The sequence below is a fragment of the Okeanomitos corallinicola TIOX110 genome (genome assembly GCF_038050375.1).
Lineage (GTDB): Bacteria > Cyanobacteriota > Cyanobacteriia > Cyanobacteriales > Nostocaceae > Okeanomitos > Okeanomitos corallinicola.
In genome coordinates this window covers 1,989,367-2,008,635 of record NZ_CP150886.1, presented here as the reverse complement: position 1 = coordinate 2,008,635, position 19,269 = coordinate 1,989,367, and the positions used below count along the sequence as shown (strand labels likewise).

Genomic DNA, 19,269 nt, shown 5'->3' with positions numbered 1-19,269 from the left:
ACTTGCATTTTAAAAGACTAGCATAAACGCTTTGTTTACAGAAAGCTATGAAAACAGAAAAAAATAATCATCAAGAGCGTCTCATCGCTTCTTATATCTTATGTGCTGCTGGTTTTTTGGGTTTTGGCGGTTTACATCGCTTGTATAATGGCAAAATCGGGACGGGTTTATTATGGTTTTTTACCCTTGGTTTCTTCTATGTCGGTCAGTTCGTAGATTTGCTGTTAATTCCAGGAATGATAGATGAATATGAGCAAAATTTGCGATTAAAGGCAGGTTTATCACCTTTAGGTTTACCAGTAAATCAACCTGTTGTTAACACCCAAGTTTACCAACCCACTGGTCATAAATTAATGCTCAAATTGTTAGAAGCAGCAGCAAGTAGAGGTGGTTTTTTGACAGTTACTCAAGGTGTGATGGCTACTGGTGCTAGTTTTGCCGAGGTGGAAATGGTGTTAAAAGATATGCTGCAATCAGGTTATGTGATTATGGATAACGACCCTGTAACTGGGGCTGTTACCTATCATTTCCATGAAATGTAAATGTGTTAGTTATCAGTTAAGGAAGGGAATAGGGAATAGGGAATAGGAAAAAACTAACCACTAAGTACCAATGCCCCATGCCCTATGCCCAATGATTAATTTCTACCTAGCCATTTTTGACCGTTTAAACGGTAGAGTAGACGATTGACCAATAAATCAAGGGTGATTTTGCGTTCATCAATGAGGAATGATTCCAAAGTGCTGGGTTTTTTACCCTCATGACAGGAAAATCCCTTTTGACCTTGGATGTCTGCATCAGGGAAGTAAACATTAAATTGGCGCTGTCCGTTTTGCCAACTACCGATAATTTGCCAGCATTCTTCAGTGGAGTCAAAACCAATAAGAGGATACTTCTGTTTAGCAAAAGTCAGGTTTACATCTGTTAGTCCTTCCTGTGCGATCGCCTGTTGTAAAGCAGGTAGGTAATATTGCTGCATAAACTCTTCAAACGGCTTATCTTCCACAGCAGGGGGTTTTTCTTTCTTGGCCGCAGGTTTAGCAGCAGTTTTTTCGGTTTCTGCTGGTTTTTGGTTGGTTTCTTCTGCCATTTCTCAGATCAATCCTTTATCTAGCTGTTTGAGTGAGTTACTTACGTTGTGATAGTCAATCCTTTTTATTTTGACATACCAGAGGATAGCTATTCATCTCTAATCATCTCTCAGATTTTTTCTTTGATGACAATGACAAATCATTTTATATGGGAATAAAATTAATAAATAAGTAAGTAAATTATTTTTATCAAACCATGAATTTAAATATAATAGATGACTGTTTGCAGATTGAATTTACATTCACAGAACAACTTTTAGCAGCTAGACTGCACAAATCTTGGCAAATTCCTCTCACTAATATTATCCAAGTGACAACAGAGTTACCACCGAATACCTGGAAAGAAATCCGCGCTCCTGGTACAGCTATTCCTGGTGTAATTAAAACTGGAACTTATTATACAGACAGAGGTAAGGAATTTTGGTATGTGAGAAGAAAGAATAATTTTGGTAATGTTTTAAACATTCAATTAGCCAATGAATCCTATCAGCGAATAGTTTTGAATAATATAGAAAACAATGATGAATGGCAACAGAAATTAATTCCAACTAAATCCTGATCAGTTTTGATGATTATAGTTGATAGAAATAAATTAATTCAACATTCCTGGACTCTCAATCTCCATAAAATAAATCTATTGAAAAGAATTAACCGCAGATAAACGCAGATAGACGCAGATAAAAACGAATGAATCATAATTTTTCATATCTGTTGCATATCTGTTATTATCAATTCTGTTCGAGTTAGACAGAAATTATTCTAGGAGATTAAGAATGGGCAAGAAATATGATGTTTATGGTGTGGGTAATGCTTTGGTGGATATTGAATATCAAGTCTCTCCAGAGCTACTACAAAAGCTAAATATTGATAAAGGTGTAATGACACTCCTAGATGAAGAAAGTCAAAATCATGTTTTAGAAAATCTGAAAACTCTGAATTGTCATAAAAGTTGTGGAGGTTCAGCGGCTAACACAATTGTAGCAATTAGTCAATTTGGAGGAAGAAGTTTTTATTCCTGTAAAGTTGCTAATGATGAATTTGGCGACTTTTACATTAAAGATTTGCTTAACTGTCAGGTAGATACAAATTTAAAAGATGCTGATTTACAATCAGGAATTACTGGTAAATGTTTGGTTTTAGTAACTCCCGATGCTGATCGGACAATGAATACATTTTTGGGAATTACGGGGGAATTTTCTACTAATGAATTAGTTCCAGAGGCGATCGCAGATTCTGAATATTTATACATCGAAGGCTATTTAGTCACTTCTCCCACTGGCAAAGACGCAGCTATCAAAGCCAGAGAAATCGCTAAAAATGCGGGAGTAAAAACCACTTTTACTCTGTCTGATTACAACATGGTAAAATTCTTTAAAGATGGTTTATTAGACATAATCGGATCTGGTTTAGACTTTATCTTTGCTAATGAAAGTGAAGCATTAGGTTTAGCAGAAACTGAAGATTTTCAAGTAGCTGTAGATAAGTTAAAAATCTTGAGTAAAGGGTTTGCTATTACTCGCGGCCCCAAGGGTTCAGTCGTATTTGATGGTGAAAAATTAATTGAAATTGCTGCACCTCAAGTCAAAGCTGTAGATACAGTAGGTGCTGGTGATATGTATGCAGGTGCTTTTCTTTATGGTGTCACCCACGGGATGAACTATGAAGCAGCCGGAAAATTAGCATCTCAAGCAGCTTCTCAGATTGTTACAACCTACGGGCCAAGATTAAAAACTGAAGAGTTAAAGGCTTTATTGAGTTAACAGGTGCTACACCACGGTGACAGGTGACAGTAGGGGTTTAGCAGTGCTAAACCCATTTACTTCTAGTTTTCCAATGATTAATATTTGGCTAACTGCTAATTAACCACCTGCTACAGCTGGAACAATACTAACTTCATCACCATCATTTAGAGTTGTTTCTGTGTTGTCTAGAAAGCGGATATCTTCACTGTTAACGTAGATGTTCAGGAAACGACGGGGTTTTCCAGTTTCATCACAGATTTTTTCTTTAATTCCAGGACAAGCAGTTTCTAAGGAATCTAACAATTCAGAAATATTACTACCACTGCATTCTAAGGTAGCTTGATTATTTGTAAATTTTTGCAGCGCAGTGGGAATTAAAACTTTAACGGCCATGATTTCCAGGTGAGTCTTTACTTTTTAATTGTGAGTGAATTTGTAGGGGTTCAGCAATGCTAAACCCCCTCAAGTCAGTGGTTAAATTTTACGTTACCAATGACAGAATTTAAACTAAAACTTGTTGCCATTCTAGGCGATCAAGGGTACGGGATCTTTCTAATGCCCGCTCAAAGCTATCTAATTTAGCATCAATGGTTAGAGGTTCGCCAATGTAGCCTTGTATTGCTTCCTGGGTTTTCAAACCATTACCAGTGATGTAAACAACGGTGGTTTCATCTGGGTCAATTTTGCCAGCTTCTACTAATTTCTTCAGCACTGCAACGGTTGTACCACCTGCGGTTTCGGTGAAGATACCTTCAGTTTCTGCGAGAAGTTTGATTCCTTCGATAATTTCTGTGTCGTTCACAGATTCGATATTACCGTTGGTTTTTTGGGCTATTTCTACAGCATAGACACCATCCGCTGGGTTACCAATAGCGATAGATTTAGCGATGGTATTGGGTTTAACTGGTTTAATAAAGTCTCTACCTTCTCTGAATGCTTCAGCGATGGGGGAACATCCCTCTGCTTGTGCGCCGCTGAAACGGACTTTTTTACCTTCGACTAAACCAGTTTCTACAAATTCATTGAAACCTTTATAAATCTTGGTGAACAATGAACCAGAAGCTAAAGGTGCAACGATGTGATCTGGTAATTCCCATCCTAGTTGTTCGGCAACTTCATAGCCTAATGTTTTAGAACCTTCAGAATAATAAGGACGGAGGTTAATATTTACAAAACCCCAACCGTAGGTGTTTGCAACTTCTGAACACAGGCGGTTAACTTGGTCGTAGTTGCCTTTAACAGCCATTAAGGTAGGACTGTAGACTAAGCTACCCAAGATTTTACCTGCTTCTAAGTCAGAAGGAATAAATACACAACAATCTAAACCAGCATGGGCGGCGATCGCTGCTGTAGAATTTGCTAAGTTACCGGTACTAGCACAAGATACTGTAGTAAAACCTAATTCTCTAGCTCTGCTAAGTGCCACGGATACAACCCGATCTTTAAAGCTCAGGGTGGGCATATTAACAGCGTCATTTTTAATATAAAGTTTATTTAAACCCAGGCGGCGGGCAAGACGGTGAGAACGGACTAAGGGTGTCATCCCTGTTCCCACATCTATATAGTTATCAGTAGCAACTGGTAAGAATTGACGGTAACGCCAAATAGAATTGGGGCCAGCTTCAATAGTTTCTCGACTTACAGACTGACGCAAAACATCATAGTCATATTTAACTTCCAATGGCCCGAAGCATTCCTCACAAACATGAATTGCTTTGAGTTCGTATTCAGCACCACATTCTTTACACTTGAGTGCTTTTAAGATGGAAGCGTTGGCTTTGTTTAAGTTTGCTACTGCTTGAGTCATAAACTACCTTTCCCCGTATATTCCTTGACTGTTAAATGATAGTAGCATGAGCCAAAATACTCGTCAAACATACCCGACTATTTTTGTCGGGATTGGTGATTGGTGAGTATGTCAACATTCCAACTCTCCATTTCTCCTCAACCTCCACTTACGGGGGGAATGAGGACGACTTCATCACCATCATTTAAAAGAGTGTCCGGTTCGACAAAGGTTAAGTTAATGCCGAAGCGGGTAACATGGCGCCATTTTTCTAGTTGTGGATGTTCGCTAATTAGGCGATCGCACACGGCTTTGACTGGTGTACCATGAGGAAATTCCAGGGTTAATTCTGGCAGTTGATATGCTTCTTGATAAGCAGCGAACAATTTAACAGTGATATTTATTGCAGATTTAGACATAAAATAGTTTACAGATTTAAACAGTAATTGATTTTCATAATTAAGTGTAATGGAAAACGAATTTAACTTTTTTCAACATTGGTATCCTCTTTCACCAGTTGAAGACCTTGATCCAGAACGTCCTACACCAGTAACCTTGTTAGGAATACGTTTAGTAATTTGGAAACCCAGAAATTCCGAAAATTACCGAGTATTTATAGATCAATGTCCTCACCGTTTAGCACCATTAAGCGAAGGAAGAATTGATGATAAAACTGGAAATTTAATGTGTAGTTATCACGGTTGGCAATTTGATCAACAGGGTATTTGTACAGATATTCCCCAAGCAGAAAAACCAGAAATACTTGATAAAAACAAAGATAATTTCTGTGTAACTTCCCTTCCAGTCAAAGAAGAAAATGATTTACTTTGGGTTTGGCCAGATATCAAAACAGTAGAATTAGCAGCAAAAACACCTCTACCGCTATCACCTCAAGTAGATGCAAGTAAAGGATTTGTTTGGACTTCTGTAGTCCGTGATTTAGAATATGATTGGCAGACTTTCATAGAAAACCTAGCTGATCCTAGTCATGTTCCTTTTGCTCACCACGGGGTACAAGGCGATCGGAACAAAGCAATACCTATACCCATGAATATCACGAAATCAACCATTGATTTAATTGAAGTTGATCTTCCCAGAGGTTTACCAACAACTATTACTTTTGAACCACCTTGTCGTTTAGAATATGCCATTACTATTGGTAAAACTGAGAAGAAATTCGGAATTGTAACTTATTGTATACCTGTATCTCCTGGAAAATCCAGACTTGTTGGTCAATTTCCTCGTAACTTCGCTAAAACTACCCATTCTTTAACACCCCGTTGGTGGGATCATATTAATAATAGAAATTTTCTTTTAGATGGTGACATGATATTATTAAATCAGCAAGAGTATTTCTTAAAACAAAAACAAGAAAAAGAAAGTTGGAAAACAGCTTATAAATTACCTACCAGTGCAGATAGATTAGTAATTGAGTTTAGGACTTGGTTTGATAAATATTGTCAAGGTAAGTTACCTTGGGATAAGGTAGGTATTAAGAATACAGAAAGTAAAATTAATAATGATCGTCGTGTAATGTTGGATCGTTATCAACAACATACTCAACATTGTAGTAGTTGTAGAACAGCGGTTAAAAATATAGAACGTCTGCAAATAGGACTTTTAGGATATTTTGTAATTGTTGTTTCTGGGGTTGCTGTTCTTCCTGATAGTTTGCGTTTGCGGGTAGGTTTACCATTAATTATTACCGCACTTTTAGGAATGGGAATTTCCGCTTTGTTGAAGTTTTCTTTGATTCCTAAATTTTACTTTGTTGACTATGTTCATGCGGACAAATAAAAATTATTCTTTTAAATTCAGTTCTTGGAAAGGTTCTGAAGATTGATCTAAATTTAAACTACCAGCAGATTTACCATTAATTTCTAGCTGGTAATTTCCTTGGGGTAAATTTTCTAAATAATAAACTCCAGCACCGTTGGTAACAGAAAAACGTCTAATTCCTTGGTTTTTTTCAACTGCTTCTACCCTTGCACCTACTAACGCATCACCTTGAGAATCTGTGACAACTCCTGATACTGTGTAGGAGAGAATTAAAGGAATAACAACAGGGGTATAACTACCAGGAATTACATCTACTGCTAAAGCAGTATTATTAGCTTGCCAGTCGGGGGGGAACCCTGCTGGATCAAGGTCTAAGCGGTATGTTCCCGGTGCAAGACGGATTAAAATGCCATCACTTCTAATATCTGGTGAAAAAGACCTGAGAGGACGATTATTTATAATTACTAATAATCCTGCATCCTGTGTGTAAAATTCTTCGTTACTATCTCGTTTACCGTTATTGTTTTTATCAAAAAATGGCTGAATTAATAAACCTCCTTGGGTACGGAAATATTCCGAGCGTCTATCACTTGGTTTAATACCTCTTTGCAAATTTAAACCAGATACTAAATCAATACTAAAGCTGCTTTGATCAGAATTTACTGATACACCTTGATAACGTCCTCTCAACATTAAACCTGGTAAAATTGTAGTTCCCAAAGATGCAATGATACCTTCACCTTGAGAACCAATACCATAACCTAATTCCACATCCCAAATATAATTACCATCTAATGCTTTTTGCTCAGAACGATAACGCCAACCAATATTTAGTAAATTATTAGTGTTATTCTGATTATTGGTTTCGTATCTTAATAATATTGCATTTCCTGAATCAAATAATTTCTGGTCTGAGAATTTATAATTTAGTTCCGAAAAAGTACCAATTTCATTTCCCCGCTGTGTTAATTCCAGTTTGTTTAATCGTTGTAGTAAATTCCAACGGATGCGGTCTTTATCATCAAAACTCACCCGACCAAAAGTAGAAAAACCCCGACTATTATAACTAACTTGTAAACCTCCAGAAGTAGCATCACGGGAATTATCTAAAGCAAATAAAGTCAAATTCGGAAATACTCGCCAATTTATTTGAGAACGTTGGGAAAAACGATCGCTATTAAATGTTAAATTCAAATTAGAAAATGGATCATAACGAATATCTGTATTTACATTTCCATTCTCACCTGAAAGTGCAAATAAGGCCACCTGTACAGGTACATTAGTAGGACGATAAAATAACTCTGCTAAAGCTTTGGGAGAGTCTTCATACACACCACCCACACCAACAGTTAGACTTTCCGATAAACCCCAACGGCCAGCAATACCACCGCGAAAATCAGCAAAATCTCCTAAGAAATTTCCGTTTCCTGAAGATTCTCTTTTCATTCCTCCGGAAAATATCAAAGCTGAAGCACCTGCGGGTATTTGTCCCAGAACAGTGGTAAAACTTGCTTCTTGTATTTCTGGTTGTGCGGTTAATTTTCCTTGGGGATATAATAAAACTCGATAATTATTACTAGCAAATCGGTTATTATTTTTAATATCTTCAAAGCGATAAATACCAGAAGAATCTACTAAAATTTCCGCAATTACCTGATCACCAAAACCCTGTACTAATCTTGCTAATGTCCCTGGTTCAGCTTCACCTGCTATAGTTCTTCCAATCGCAGATGCTTGTAAACGTTGACGAGAATCTACAGCACCACCACTAAAAGGTTGAGGAGGTGTAAAACCTGTTCTATTGATGTATGTTAGACCCCAAAAATCTCCTTGACTTTGCCAAAAATTACGCTGAGAACCAATAATAATATCTGTAGATTTTTTCGGTTTAAAAAATTGTGCGTCTCTGATATTCCAAGTTTGTAAATCAGTTAAATCTCGTTGAGTTGTGCGTAAAAACCAAGAACCTCCAAAAGCACTACCAATAGTGATTAATTCACCTCGATAATTTGTGTCTTGTCTCTCACTCCCGCTAATAGTTACTTTTTGTTCTATTGCTGAGATATTAATATTTTCTGGTTTAACTTTTGGTAATCCTGTCAATGAAATTATATTTTCTGTTTCTGCAAACTTATCACTAGATTTATTTTCCCAAGGAACTTCTAAAATAATCGCATATTCATTAATATCAAATGTAGCTTTGACACCAAATAAATTTTCTAAATCTGCAATACTTAATACTAATCCTAATTCAGAATCGGTGCGTATTTTATTAGGATCAATCTTTGTAATTAAACCAGGAGATTTTACTTCTAATTGACCATCTTCCAAAATGGTAACTTTTAATTTTAAGGCTTCAATTATAGCATCATAAGGTATCAACCAATTGGCAAAATCAACAGCATCCGTTCCATCTTCCTTACCCTTAACTAAAAAACTAGATTTAACTGGACGTTTACCAATATTCAAACCAACTGGAAATACTATAAATTCTGTATTTTGATCAGATATTTGTGTAGTCTCAGAGTTGTTTTTATTTAAATCATCTGCTTGTACTGGAATTATGAGAATTTGGCAAATAATTGGGACAGTCGCAAACAGACAAATACTGATTTTATTTGTGAGATGCTGTTGCATATTCTGTTGATTTATCTGCGTTTATCTGCGTCCATCTGCGTTCAATTATTTTCGACATCTTATTCTATGCAGCTTCATATTATTTCTTATCTGGGACAGGTGCTATTTTCGGGATGGAAATATTGACATTAAATGGTAATTTACTAGCATTGTTATTATCTCCCCAGATTAAATCACCACTTAACTGATATTCACCAGGAGTTAAAGCAGGTTCATCTTTTAGAGGATATTTTAATAATAAATTACGCTCACTTTCTGCAACCACAGAGCTAGGATCTACTTTCCCGCTTTTAACAACTGTTTCCCCTTGTTTTAATGTCCAATTAACCCCAGGACGTGCGGTTGCTTTACCGCTGTTGGTAACTAGGATTTGTATTTGTTTTTGTGCTTGATTAAAACTTGCACCAGACACCTCTAATTTTTGGGAAATATTACCTTTTCTCACATAGAAAGTTACACCAATTCGTGCTACTAAACCTACGCTATTACCCTGAGAATTTTTGGTTTCTGTGAGAGTTTCATTAAAAATTACTGCCCGATATTCTCCATCTGGTAAATTAGGTGCTAACCGACTAATTAACCTGACTCTGCGACTTTCTCTGGGTTTAATTGTTAACTCACGGGGGGAAAATTGCAGATATTTGGTTAAGTCTGTGGGAGTAGATGATAAAATTTCAAATCCGCTATCACGACTATAGGTAAAAGGTTTAGCATAGACTCGCACACGGGTAATAGAATTACTGGTATTTGTAATAGTAATCATTCCTTGAGCTTGTCCCCGTTTAGCGTTGCTTTCAATAATTAGGGGAGAAACACTAACTTGAGCTTTTGCTATATTCGGAAATAGAGTTAAAGCAGATAATGTTAAGCCAAAAGCAAGGTTAGAAATCCAGGATTTATCAAGCATATTCATAAACATATTTATTTTTAAAAATCAGATCCCCAACTTCTTTTTTCAACTTCCAAATTAATTGATGATTGATATCAGAAGTAGGGGATCTACTCTAGTGATTTACAAAGGTGTAATACTCACTGTTGTGACAAAGTTGTAAACATCAGGTACTAAAGCAACACCTTTATCTACCATCATATCTATTGTTAATTCCATACCTAGACCAGGAGGAATTATGTGTGTACCAAAAGCTCCCATACCATCTGCCCAAGATGAACCAAATGGTGAGTTGAGGTTACTATAAGAATTGATAGCTATAAAATCAGATCCTCCAGTTTGCCGTGGTTTAGAGACGCTAACCACAGCATCTTGGTTACAACTAACAGCAACCTTACCCTGTGATCCTCCCGGAGCATATGTATCCAACATTGTGGGATTTGTACCTGGACCACCAGGACTATAAGTACCTAACATACCAGGAGTAACCTGGCCAACATTACAAACACCACCCACACTACCGGTAAAAGGTACATCAATACTTTGAGCGTTGACTTTAGGAGCAGCAATTACACTACCACCTAAAATTAAAGCAGCAGTTAATAAAGAACGACGAATCATAATTAATCCTTTTGCAAAAAGTAGATTTACACCGAGTCATTAAATAGGAACAAAATCTAAACTCGATACTATGGCGTAACAGTCAGGGTGACAGTATATGTATATGTCCCGGCTGGAAATGCAGTAGGGCGTTCTACCAACATACTCACCTGTAAATCATTTGTTCCCGCAGGTAAAGGCGCACTTCCACCACCAACATCACTACTGTAAGTATTTCCACCAAAACTGACATAACCTATTTTTATAGTTCCTGGAGGGTCTTCACTCGCACCAGATAACAAAACAGGGGTGGATACTGTAATGGTGGCGTTTGTGCTGGTTTGCACGTTAACTGTAGCTGGAGTTAGTGGTTCTAAGGTGGTAGGCATACCATCAGAATTACCAGAAACAGTTGGTTCTATGTAAGCTGGGGTAGTCTCTGTAAAGGTAGCCTGAACAGGGACAGTGCCATTAAAAGGAACGTCTACACTTTGAGCCAGGGCTGTATGTTGCACAGTGAACACACTAGCTAAGGCCAAAGTTGAATTTAAGATGAGACGGTAAAACATTACATACCCACCTGACGAATCAAAGTTGTGATTCAACACAACATGACATTAGATTATCCTGTTAATTTACACGATAGCTATAGTAATAATACTTAAATAAATACTCGGTGAAGGTTTTGTGTAAAATTACTTAATTCTTGTTAATTTTTGTGTAAATAGATAAATATATCTTAAAATTTAATCCCCAAGCGCTGAAAGTCTTGTTGTATTTCGTGTAACAAAGCTTTATTATGAGGATCTGTTTTCAAAGCCTTTTTTAAATAAATTCTCGCTTTGGGTAGTTGTTTGTCATTAATTAAAGCCCTACCCCAAATTTGATAAGATATAGCTTGCCATTGCCGTACTTCTGCATCTTCTGGTAATCTAGCAGCTAAAGCCTCTACAAGTGCGATCGCCTGGGGAAATCTCTTAGCTTGGAGAAACCTTTGTAACTGTTCATAGGTCTTCCACTTTAACCGTTTTTCTATATCCTCTACAGTCGGAGGATCAGGCATGACAGTGGTTGTTGTTGATGATTCCTGGGTTATTACTTCCGTTGTATTACTGACAGAAGTTGATGAACTCACAGAACTATGACGTGATTTTGCGGTTACTTCCTCTAGAGGTGCTACCGTTTGCAGGAGTTTATAAGCCTCTGTTAAGGCAATAAATTTTTCTTTAGATTTTTCATCTGGGTTAATATCTGGATGATATTGCTGTACCAGTCGGCGGTATGACGATTTCACCTCAGTAAAAGAAGCTCCTTTCCTTAAACCCAATAAACGGTAGCAGTCTCCAATGTCCATGTTTGCTTTACTCCAATCCAAAATTCAAAATTAAAAATTAAAAGTGAATAATTCTAACTTTTGAATTTTTAACCTTGAATTTTGAATCTATTTTTCTTTTTTTAGATGCGTTCTTCAATCACACGGTCAATTAAACCATATTCTTTGGCTTCTTGAGCAGACATAAAGAAGTCACGATCCATATCTTTCTCAATCTTAGACAAGGGTTGACTGGTGTTATCAGCATAAATCTGATTTAATTGGCTGCGAATTCGCAAAATTTCCCTAGCTTCAATTTCAATATCAGAAGCTTGGCCGCGAGTTCCACCGGAAGGTTGGTGAATCATAATCCGGGAGTGGGGTAAAGCTAGGCGTTTACCTTTTGTTCCTGCCGCTAATAGGAAAGATCCCATGGAAGCAGCTAAACCAACGCAAATGGTAACAACATCAGATTTGATGTGTTGCATGGTGTCATAAATTGCCAAGCCAGATGTCACCATCCCACCAGGAGAATTGATGTATAAATAGATATCTTTACCTGGATCATCGGAATCCAAATAAAGCATGACGGCGATAATTTGGTTGGCAATTTCATCATCTACATCTCTTCCCAAGAAAATAATTCTCTCCCGGTAAAGACGGTCATAAATACTAATCCAATCTGTATATTGTCCACCGGGCATCCGGTATGGAACTTTTGGTACGCCTATAGGCATTTTAGTTACTCCAGTTTTAATTTATTTAGGTGGGGAGGTGGGGTGTAGGGTGTAGGTAGACAAGGCTAGATTAATAACCCAGTCACCAGTCACCAATCACCTTCTTAAAGCACACTTGTAGGCATTGGGGGGTTGGCGAGTTCTTCTTTCTCAAACACGCGGTCTATTAAACCGTATTCCTTAGCTTGGTAAGGTGTCATGTACAACAAACGATCCATGTCTTTGATGATTTTCTCTGGTGCTTGTCCTGTGGTGCTAGAGAGAATATCCACCAGTGATGCTTTGTTTGCCAAAACTTCTCTGGCACGAATTTGTATGTCTGTTGCTTGGCCTTGAGCGTAACTCTTTGGCTGATGCAAGATAATGGAAGAGTTGGGTAAACTGGCGCGACAACCTTTTGTCCCAGCACTCAACAACATGGCCGCCATTCCCATTGCTGAACCAATACAAATGGTGTGGATGGGGGGCTTGATGTATTTCATGGTGTCGTAGATAGCGAAGGCTTCGGTTTCAAAACCAATAGGTTCGCCACTGTAACCAGAAGTACCAGTTGAGTTGATGTAGATTTTAATGGGTTTTTCTGGGTCGTCAGATTGTAAAAATAGTAATTCAGCGATGATTAACTCTGTAACCGCAGGAACTAATGGCATCCCCAGATAAACTATTCTCTCTTTTAATAACAGAGAAGGTAAATCTGGGGGTGGTGTGCGGTAGGAGTTTTCGCCGTAATAGGCAGCTTGTACAGCCTTGATGGGGAAATGTTCCATAGAAACTGAATCGCCTGAAACTATGCCGTTAACTGTATTACATCCTAGCGCGATCGCCAAATAATGAAAGGGTGTGGATTCTTCATATTTAATAATTAGTGTAGTAGCAATAGGTAAAAATTTTCACTCATCCCCAAATTTTGGAGGTTTTCAATATGGTTGCTTCCCCAGAAATCTATTTAACATCGGCAGAATACTTAGAAATGGAAGAAAAAAGTGCTATTAAACATGAGTATATCAATTGATACGTTTATGCAATAGATGAAGCTTTATATCTCATGTTACTATAGCATTGAATGTTTCCGTCGTAATAGTGAAAGGTTGTGGGTTTTACAATCTTATACAGGTGAAAGTACATCATTTCACTGTCACAGTATTGGGTTTGAGGGAAATGTTAATCATGTTTATGAAGATGTTGGTTTTGATGAGTAGTATTTAATGCCAATTTTATTTTTTAAAACGAACCACAGAGACACAGAGAAAATAAAGATTTTTTGCGTTATGTTATTACTAAGATAGTTATTTGATACGTTACGCTATCGTTAATACGCTTTCCTTATTTTAAAAAGTCAAAGTTGGTAAGTTTGCCATGCTTTCCAGAAAATATAAATAGATAGAATAGCTAATAAACTTCTAAAAGCTAAACTGACTATTTTATCTGGTAATTTTGGTAAAAACCGGGTACTGAATTGTACTCCTAATAAACCACCAAGTCCTAAAATTAAGCCTGTTTCCCATAAAACATTACCTCGATAAGCGTGGCCAGCGGTTGCGGAAATAGCAGTGATAACTATGACTCCTAAACTGGTTTGAATTGCTCTTTTAATATTTTCATTTAATAGGATAATTTGTAGAGGAACCATAATTACACCACCACCTACTCCAAATAAACCTGCTAATAAACCTCCAGTACCACCTGTGATAATTCTATTCCGAATTTCTCGGCTTTTATGAATATTATCTGGATTTTTATTATCTAGTTTTTCCTGATTACTAATTGCTTCTTCTTCAGTTTTTTTTCTAGCGATGATTTTTTTACGCAATTCAACTAAATAAACGTTGGAAATTAATAATAGCCCAAAGGTAAATAATAATAGATATTCGGGAAATAGATTAGCTAAAAAAACACCTATTTGGGCAGTTATTAAGGCTGGTAATGCCATACCTAAAACGTTTTTTATATCTAGATATCCCATGCGCCAATTTTGAATACTTCCAGCAGATGCAGTAATCACAATTGATAAACTACTGGTAGCAACTGCTTGAATTGATTCAAAACCTAATGAGATTAATAAAGGTACTAAAACTGTACCTCCGCCAATTCCTAAAAAACCCGCTAAAATTCCGGCTATAACTCCTGCAAATGCTAATATTAATAATTCAGTAGGTGTCATTTTTTTAGTTATTAGTTATTTTCATCTGTCAACTATCAAATTTTAGATCATACAGCTAAAGCAATTGCTATAAACAAAACTGTAAAATATTGAATTTCATAAACATTGGCAATTAAATTTAATAAATCAGAAATTCAAAAAATTAACAAATACCCCCTATTATTCTACAATAACATGATATGGAAATTAATCTCATCAACCCATGAAAAAATCACTCAAACTACCCCAAAAATTAATGTTACTTGGTTCAGGAGAACTAGGTAAAGAATTTGTGATTGCTGCACAACGCTTAGGTAATTATATCATTGCCGTTGACCGATATGCAAACGCTCCCGCAATGCAGGTTGCTGATTGTTCTGAAGTTATTTCTATGCTCAGTGCAAATGATTTAGAAGCAGTAGTTAGTAAACATCAACCGGATTTTATTATCCCCGAAATTGAAGCAATTAGAACCGAAAAATTACAAGAATTTGAAGAAAGAGGAATTACAGTTATTCCCACAGCAGCAGCAACTAATTACACGATGAATCGTGACAGAATTAGAGAATTAGCACATCAAGAATTAGGGGTAAGAACTGCTAAATATGGTTATGCAGTCAGCTTAGAAGAATTGATTTCAGTTTCTGAAAAAATCGGTTTTCCTAATGTTGTTAAACCCGTGATGTCATCATCAGGAAAAGGTCAATCAGTCGTTAACGATAAAACAGAAGTAGAAAAAGCTTGGAATTACGCAATTGATAATTCTAGGGGTGATAGTCAAAAAGTAATAGTTGAAGAATTTATCAACTTTGAGATTGAAATTACTTTATTAACTATTAAACAATGGAATGCAGAAACTATATTTTGTCCTCCGATTGGACACAGACAAGAAAGAGGAGATTATCAAGAATCTTGGCAACCTGCAAATATTTCTGATGATAAAATATTAGCATCTCAAGCAATAGCTAAAAAAGTAACTGATGCTTTAGGAGGTGCGGGAATTTTCGGGGTTGAATTTTTCATTACCAAAGATGAAGTTATCTTTTCTGAACTTTCACCCCGTCCCCATGATACGGGAATGGTGACATTAATTTCCCAAAACTTAAACGAATTTGAATTACATCTGCGAGCAATTTTAGGTTTACCCATTCCTAATATTCAACAATTAGGATATGCAGCAAGTGCAGTAATTTTAGCAGATAAAAAATCAGATGCTATCACATTTACAGGAGTCGCACAAGCATTAACAGAAACCGATGTAGATATTAGATTATTTGGTAAACCAACCGCACATCCTTATCGGAGAATGGGAGTAGCATTAGCAAAAGGAAAAGATGAAAATTCAGCAAGAGAAAAAGCAAGCAAAGCAGCAAGTAAAATCAAATTAAATTAAATTAAATTAAATTAAACTAACTTAATTTAATATTTGTGGTGCTTTTACTTTCTGAGATAAAGCACCCTAGAAAGCTGTTTTTAAAAAACTTTTCTCCGTGTCCTCTGTGCCTCAGTGGTTCGTTTTTAAAAACATCAACTAAAATTTACTTAATCATGGTGCAAGAAACTGTGAATGCTTCCTGGAAACAAACACACAAAGCCGCTGCTATATTAGGAATAAACGTCTAAATTCAAGATTTAATTCCCAAATCTACAGCAATACGATGAGCGCAAGCAAACCCAGAAAACGCCACAGCATTTAAACCCTGACCGGGAAACGTACTATCCCCCACACAATAAAGGTTAGGGATGGCTGTACGGTTAAAAGGCATCCCCAATAACCCCCGCAATTTTCGCCTGGGTATGGGTCCATAAGTCCCATCCACACGACCTAAAAACCGCCGATGGGTGAGGGGTGTGCCTATTTCCATATAATCTAAACCTGCATCTAAGCCAGGAAAGATTCGCTCTAATCTATTAATAATTTCCCCAGCAGTTTGTTCTTTTTTCTCTGCATATTCATTAGCAGTCAACTCCTGCCAATTACTAATCCAAGCAGGTGTAAAAGCATGAATGATATGATAACCTGTAGGGGCTAAACTAGGATCTAGTAAAGTGGGAATAGAAACAAACAGCGTCCCTGAGACTAATTCCATTTTCTCCCAGTCTTCTAGAAAAATATGATGACATTCTGTTCCTGGTGGTAAAACAGACGCTTTCACACCCAGATGAAAACTTAAAAAACTCGGTGATTTTTGATATTTTTGTTGCCAATTTTTTTCATTAGCTGGCATCTGTGCTGTTGGTAATAATTTTTCAAAGGTATCCCAGCGAGTGGCATTAGAAACTATTTTTTTAGCATGATAAATTTTACCGTTTGCTAACTGTACACCTACTGCCTTTCCCTGTTGAGTAATAATTTTTGTTACCCTGGCTTGATATTCAATTTTACCACCTTTGTTTTCTAAACCTGCTACTAATTTTTGGGCGATTTTTCCTACTCCACCCACAGGATAATTAACACCTCCATAATGCCGATCAGAAAATACCATTCCCGCATTAATCATTGGTGTCATAGCTGCGGGGACTACTGACCAACAATAACATTCAATATCAATAAATTTTAAAAGTAAAGGATCTTTAATATGACGTTTTGCGATATCACCGACATTTTGCGGTAAATACTTTGCTAAACCCAAGCAAGCTAAAGGGTTTTGAAAAAATACCCGCATCACATAACTGGGTTCTTCCAAAGATAATAATTCTATGCTGTTAAGGCAATTAAATATTTTTTGACATTCATGATAAAAACGACGAATTCCTTTTTCTTCCTGTGGAAAATAAGCTATCAGATTTTGTAAAAATTTCTCATAATTTTGCTCAACTTTGATATCTAATTTGTTGGGTAAATGATAATGAATTTGCACAGGATCAGGGATAGTTTCTAGTTTAACATTTACTGCATCTAAGGCACGGGTGAGTAAGTTGGTAGTTCCTTGTTTCCCAAAGCCGAAAATCATTGATGCACCAACATCAAATGTATAGCCTTGGTGCTGAAAGTAACCTGCACTACCACCGGGAATTAGGTAACGTTCTAAGACTAAGACCTTAGCACCTTTAGCAGCTAGTTGGGTGGCTGTAACTAAACCACCTATTCCAGCACCGATAACGATAACATCAAACATAATTAATTCGTAATTCGTAATTCGTAATTTTAAGACAGGTAGGCAGAAAAATTAGGTTCTGAGAGTGTAGGTGAAAAAAAAGAGGGACAAGCCCGCTACCGCTGGCTGATCCCGTCTGCCGATCCTTTAAAGAGAGGAGAACACTATAAATAAATATAGCCTTGATTGAGAAAATATGTCAACTACTATTGAAAATAAATCTCAATAATTTTTTGCCTTTTGCCTGTTGCTCGGTGATGAAACTGGTTTGTTACTTCAACCACACGCCAAAAGAGTATGATAGGGTTTCAGTTTCTACATAACGACAGGCTACGCTTTTTTGGCTATGACTCAACAATTGCTGGTTTATGTTCCACCCCATCCCTTGATTAAGCATTGGTTGGCGGTAGCTCGTGATGCAGCTACGCCTTCAGTTTTATTTCGCTCTGCTATTGTTGAATTAGGAAGATGGCTAACCTATGAAGCGGCGCGGGATTGGCTAGTGACGCAAGATACTATGATAGATACTCCTTTAGCAGCTTGCCCAGGGACTGTCATAGATCCACAAATACCTGTAGCAGTTGTGCCAATTCTCCGGGCTGGGTTAGGCTTATTAGATGGAGCGCAGACTGTATTGCCTTTAGCCAAAATTTATCATTTGGGTTTGGTCAGAAACGAGGAAACTTTAGAACCTTCTTGTTATTTGAATAAACTGCCAGAAAAATTAGATCCAGAAACGAGGGTGTTAATTACCGATCCAATGCTGGCTACGGGAGGATCTATAATGACAGCAATGGCAGAATTGATACAACGAGGTGTTGATCCGGCATTTACAAGAGTTGTGTGTGTGGTTGCTGCACCACCAGCTTTACAAAAATTAAGTGCTGCTTATCCAGGTTTAACGGTTTACAGTGCGACAATTGATGGCCAAGTCAATGATCAAGGGTTTATCATCCCAGGTTTAGGGGATGCTGGCGATCGCATTTTTGGAACTTAGGCGAAGATGCTTTTAAAGCCAGAAAATTAGCGAAAATATCGTAAATTTGCTTTCTTAAAGGCGGTGAAAATTATGAGTCAAAAAGATGGTTTTGCCAGTGGCTTTTTACTGGGAACTATTGTTGGTGGTGTAGTTGGTGGGGTTTTGGGTTCTGTGTTGGCATCTCGCCGGGAAAATTCCTCAGAAGATGAAACCATTGCTGATGTTGCGGTAGAAGGCAAGAAAGGCAAAAGAAGACAGATGCGATCAGCAGCCAGTGAAGATTTAGAAATGGAAAGCGCAAGGCGATCCCTAGAAGATAAAATTGCCCAACTCAACGCTACCATTGATGATGTGCGAGATCAGCTCGGTAACGTTAACGGTTCATCCTCACAAGGCGAAAGCGCTGTCTCCCAAGATTCATGAATAGAAGCTGTTTTATGGAGAAAAACCTATCTTAGATGTGATGGGAAGATTCTGAT

Annotated in this window: 21 protein-coding genes; 8 read left to right on the top strand and 13 right to left on the bottom strand. The window is 37.2% G+C overall.

Annotated features, from left to right (window positions below):
* Nucleotides 1-47 precede the first annotated feature (47 nt).
* Nucleotides 48-542 (top strand): NINE protein, encoded by a 495-nt coding sequence (locus WJM97_RS08825; RefSeq protein ID WP_353932667.1) that lies wholly within the window; start codon nt 48-50, stop codon nt 540-542.
* A gap of 95 nt (nt 543-637) precedes the next feature.
* On the opposite strand, the gene WJM97_RS08820 is transcribed toward WJM97_RS08825, so the two are convergent.
* Nucleotides 638-1,090, bottom strand: a complete 453-nt coding sequence (locus WJM97_RS08820) for a DUF2996 domain-containing protein (RefSeq protein WP_353932666.1) — start codon at nt 1,088-1,090, stop codon at nt 638-640.
* 197 nt (nt 1,091-1,287) lie between these two features.
* On the opposite strand from WJM97_RS08820, the gene WJM97_RS08815 reads away from it, so the two are divergent.
* On the top strand, nt 1,288-1,650 hold the full coding sequence (locus WJM97_RS08815) for a hypothetical protein (protein ID WP_353932665.1): 363 nt from the start codon (nt 1,288-1,290) through the stop codon (nt 1,648-1,650).
* A 214-nt stretch (nt 1,651-1,864) separates the two neighbouring features.
* Nucleotides 1,865-2,851 carry an adenosine kinase gene (locus WJM97_RS08810; RefSeq protein ID WP_353932664.1) on the top strand — a complete coding sequence of 329 codons (987 nt, stop codon included), beginning with the start codon at nt 1,865-1,867 and terminating at the stop codon, nt 2,849-2,851.
* Nucleotides 2,852-2,950: 99 nt separating this feature from the next.
* Here WJM97_RS08810 and WJM97_RS08805 read toward each other — a convergent pair whose 3' ends face one another.
* From WJM97_RS08805 to WJM97_RS08795, 3 genes are all read right to left on the bottom strand, one after another.
* Complete coding sequence (locus WJM97_RS08805; RefSeq protein WP_353932663.1) at nt 2,951-3,226, bottom strand: MoaD/ThiS family protein; 276 nt, start codon at nt 3,224-3,226, stop codon at nt 2,951-2,953.
* Between the two features lie 109 nt (nt 3,227-3,335).
* Nucleotides 3,336-4,640, bottom strand: a complete 1,305-nt coding sequence (thrC, locus tag WJM97_RS08800; RefSeq protein ID WP_353932662.1) for a threonine synthase — start codon at nt 4,638-4,640, stop codon at nt 3,336-3,338.
* A 137-nt stretch (nt 4,641-4,777) separates the two neighbouring features.
* Nucleotides 4,778-5,038, bottom strand: a complete 261-nt coding sequence (locus WJM97_RS08795) for a MoaD/ThiS family protein (protein ID WP_353932661.1) — start codon at nt 5,036-5,038, stop codon at nt 4,778-4,780.
* Between the two features lie 49 nt (nt 5,039-5,087).
* Between WJM97_RS08795 and WJM97_RS08790 the strand changes: the two genes are divergently transcribed.
* On the top strand, nt 5,088-6,416 hold the full coding sequence (locus WJM97_RS08790) for a Rieske 2Fe-2S domain-containing protein (protein ID WP_353932660.1): 1,329 nt from the start codon (nt 5,088-5,090) through the stop codon (nt 6,414-6,416).
* Between the two features lie 3 nt (nt 6,417-6,419).
* Here the strand turns inward: WJM97_RS08790 and WJM97_RS08785 are convergent, their stop codons facing one another.
* The 7 genes from WJM97_RS08785 to WJM97_RS08755 all read right to left on the bottom strand — a co-directional run bounded on the left by WJM97_RS08785 (nt 6,420) and on the right by WJM97_RS08755 (nt 13,340).
* Nucleotides 6,420-9,035, bottom strand: a complete 2,616-nt coding sequence (locus tag WJM97_RS08785) for a carboxypeptidase-like regulatory domain-containing protein (RefSeq protein ID WP_353932659.1) — start codon at nt 9,033-9,035, stop codon at nt 6,420-6,422.
* Between the two features lie 79 nt (nt 9,036-9,114).
* Nucleotides 9,115-9,942, bottom strand: coding sequence for a P pilus assembly protein, chaperone PapD (locus WJM97_RS08780; RefSeq protein WP_353932658.1), 828 nt, complete (start codon nt 9,940-9,942; stop codon nt 9,115-9,117).
* A 105-nt stretch (nt 9,943-10,047) separates the two neighbouring features.
* On the bottom strand, nt 10,048-10,545 hold the full coding sequence (locus WJM97_RS08775) for a hypothetical protein (protein WP_353932657.1): 498 nt from the start codon (nt 10,543-10,545) through the stop codon (nt 10,048-10,050).
* 68 nt (nt 10,546-10,613) lie between these two features.
* Nucleotides 10,614-11,093 (bottom strand): hypothetical protein, encoded by a 480-nt coding sequence (locus tag WJM97_RS08770; RefSeq protein WP_353932656.1) that lies wholly within the window; start codon nt 11,091-11,093, stop codon nt 10,614-10,616.
* Nucleotides 11,094-11,263: 170 nt separating this feature from the next.
* Nucleotides 11,264-11,878 (bottom strand): DnaJ domain-containing protein, encoded by a 615-nt coding sequence (locus tag WJM97_RS08765; RefSeq protein ID WP_353932655.1) that lies wholly within the window; start codon nt 11,876-11,878, stop codon nt 11,264-11,266.
* 101 nt (nt 11,879-11,979) lie between these two features.
* Complete coding sequence (locus WJM97_RS08760) at nt 11,980-12,573, bottom strand: ATP-dependent Clp protease proteolytic subunit (RefSeq protein ID WP_200319576.1); 594 nt, start codon at nt 12,571-12,573, stop codon at nt 11,980-11,982.
* A gap of 104 nt (nt 12,574-12,677) precedes the next feature.
* Nucleotides 12,678-13,340, bottom strand: a complete 663-nt coding sequence (locus WJM97_RS08755; RefSeq protein ID WP_353933133.1) for an ATP-dependent Clp protease proteolytic subunit — start codon at nt 13,338-13,340, stop codon at nt 12,678-12,680.
* Nucleotides 13,341-13,601: 261 nt separating this feature from the next.
* Here WJM97_RS08755 and WJM97_RS08750 point away from each other — a divergent pair, with 261 nt between their 5' ends.
* The gene (locus WJM97_RS08750; protein WP_353932654.1) at nt 13,602-13,772 is read left to right on the top strand and encodes a hypothetical protein; all 171 of its coding nucleotides are present in this window, start codon (nt 13,602-13,604) and stop codon (nt 13,770-13,772) included.
* 137 nt (nt 13,773-13,909) lie between these two features.
* Here WJM97_RS08750 and WJM97_RS08745 read toward each other — a convergent pair whose 3' ends face one another.
* Nucleotides 13,910-14,734 carry a sulfite exporter TauE/SafE family protein gene (locus WJM97_RS08745; protein WP_353932653.1) on the bottom strand — a complete coding sequence of 275 codons (825 nt, stop codon included), beginning with the start codon at nt 14,732-14,734 and terminating at the stop codon, nt 13,910-13,912.
* Nucleotides 14,735-14,936: 202 nt separating this feature from the next.
* On the opposite strand from WJM97_RS08745, the gene purT reads away from it, so the two are divergent.
* Entirely contained in the window at nt 14,937-16,106 is a 1,170-nt protein-coding gene (gene purT / locus WJM97_RS08740; protein ID WP_353932652.1) for a formate-dependent phosphoribosylglycinamide formyltransferase, read from the top strand.
* A 232-nt stretch (nt 16,107-16,338) separates the two neighbouring features.
* Here the strand turns inward: purT and crtH are convergent, their stop codons facing one another.
* Entirely contained in the window at nt 16,339-17,832 is a 1,494-nt protein-coding gene (gene crtH, locus WJM97_RS08735) for a carotenoid isomerase (protein WP_353932651.1), read from the bottom strand.
* A gap of 325 nt (nt 17,833-18,157) precedes the next feature.
* On the opposite strand from crtH, the gene upp reads away from it, so the two are divergent.
* Together upp and WJM97_RS08725 are read left to right on the top strand one after the other, a co-directional pair.
* On the top strand, nt 18,158-18,808 hold the full coding sequence (gene upp, locus WJM97_RS08730; RefSeq protein ID WP_353932650.1) for a uracil phosphoribosyltransferase: 651 nt from the start codon (nt 18,158-18,160) through the stop codon (nt 18,806-18,808).
* 72 nt (nt 18,809-18,880) lie between these two features.
* The gene (locus WJM97_RS08725; protein ID WP_353932649.1) at nt 18,881-19,213 is read left to right on the top strand and encodes a hypothetical protein; all 333 of its coding nucleotides are present in this window, start codon (nt 18,881-18,883) and stop codon (nt 19,211-19,213) included.
* Nucleotides 19,214-19,269: the final 56 nt, after the last annotated feature.

Coding starts and splice junctions, on each gene's coding strand:
- WJM97_RS08765 (WP_353932655.1), bottom strand. CDS start 11,878: ATGGACATTGGAGACTGCTACCGTTTATTGGGTTTAAGGAAAGGAGCT.
- WJM97_RS08815 (WP_353932665.1), top strand. CDS start 1,288: ATGAATTTAAATATAATAGATGACTGTTTGCAGATTGAATTTACATTC.
- WJM97_RS08770 (WP_353932656.1), bottom strand. CDS start 11,093: ATGTTTTACCGTCTCATCTTAAATTCAACTTTGGCCTTAGCTAGTGTG.
- WJM97_RS08810 (WP_353932664.1), top strand. CDS start 1,865: ATGGGCAAGAAATATGATGTTTATGGTGTGGGTAATGCTTTGGTGGAT.
- WJM97_RS08745 (WP_353932653.1), bottom strand. CDS start 14,734: ATGACACCTACTGAATTATTAATATTAGCATTTGCAGGAGTTATAGCC.
- WJM97_RS08725 (WP_353932649.1), top strand. CDS start 18,881: ATGAGTCAAAAAGATGGTTTTGCCAGTGGCTTTTTACTGGGAACTATT.
- WJM97_RS08760 (WP_200319576.1), bottom strand. CDS start 12,573: ATGCCTATAGGCGTACCAAAAGTTCCATACCGGATGCCCGGTGGACAA.
- WJM97_RS08775 (WP_353932657.1), bottom strand. CDS start 10,545: ATGATTCGTCGTTCTTTATTAACTGCTGCTTTAATTTTAGGTGGTAGT.
- purT (WP_353932652.1), top strand. CDS start 14,937: ATGAAAAAATCACTCAAACTACCCCAAAAATTAATGTTACTTGGTTCA.
- WJM97_RS08825 (WP_353932667.1), top strand. CDS start 48: ATGAAAACAGAAAAAAATAATCATCAAGAGCGTCTCATCGCTTCTTAT.
- upp (WP_353932650.1), top strand. CDS start 18,158: ATGACTCAACAATTGCTGGTTTATGTTCCACCCCATCCCTTGATTAAG.
- crtH (WP_353932651.1), bottom strand. CDS start 17,832: ATGTTTGATGTTATCGTTATCGGTGCTGGAATAGGTGGTTTAGTTACA.
- WJM97_RS08790 (WP_353932660.1), top strand. CDS start 5,088: ATGGAAAACGAATTTAACTTTTTTCAACATTGGTATCCTCTTTCACCA.
- thrC (WP_353932662.1), bottom strand. CDS start 4,640: ATGACTCAAGCAGTAGCAAACTTAAACAAAGCCAACGCTTCCATCTTA.
- WJM97_RS08820 (WP_353932666.1), bottom strand. CDS start 1,090: ATGGCAGAAGAAACCAACCAAAAACCAGCAGAAACCGAAAAAACTGCT.
- WJM97_RS08795 (WP_353932661.1), bottom strand. CDS start 5,038: ATGTCTAAATCTGCAATAAATATCACTGTTAAATTGTTCGCTGCTTAT.
- WJM97_RS08750 (WP_353932654.1), top strand. CDS start 13,602: ATGAAGCTTTATATCTCATGTTACTATAGCATTGAATGTTTCCGTCGT.
- WJM97_RS08755 (WP_353933133.1), bottom strand. CDS start 13,340: ATGGAACATTTCCCCATCAAGGCTGTACAAGCTGCCTATTACGGCGAA.
- WJM97_RS08780 (WP_353932658.1), bottom strand. CDS start 9,942: ATGCTTGATAAATCCTGGATTTCTAACCTTGCTTTTGGCTTAACATTA.
- WJM97_RS08805 (WP_353932663.1), bottom strand. CDS start 3,226: ATGGCCGTTAAAGTTTTAATTCCCACTGCGCTGCAAAAATTTACAAAT.
- WJM97_RS08785 (WP_353932659.1), bottom strand. CDS start 9,035: ATGCAACAGCATCTCACAAATAAAATCAGTATTTGTCTGTTTGCGACT.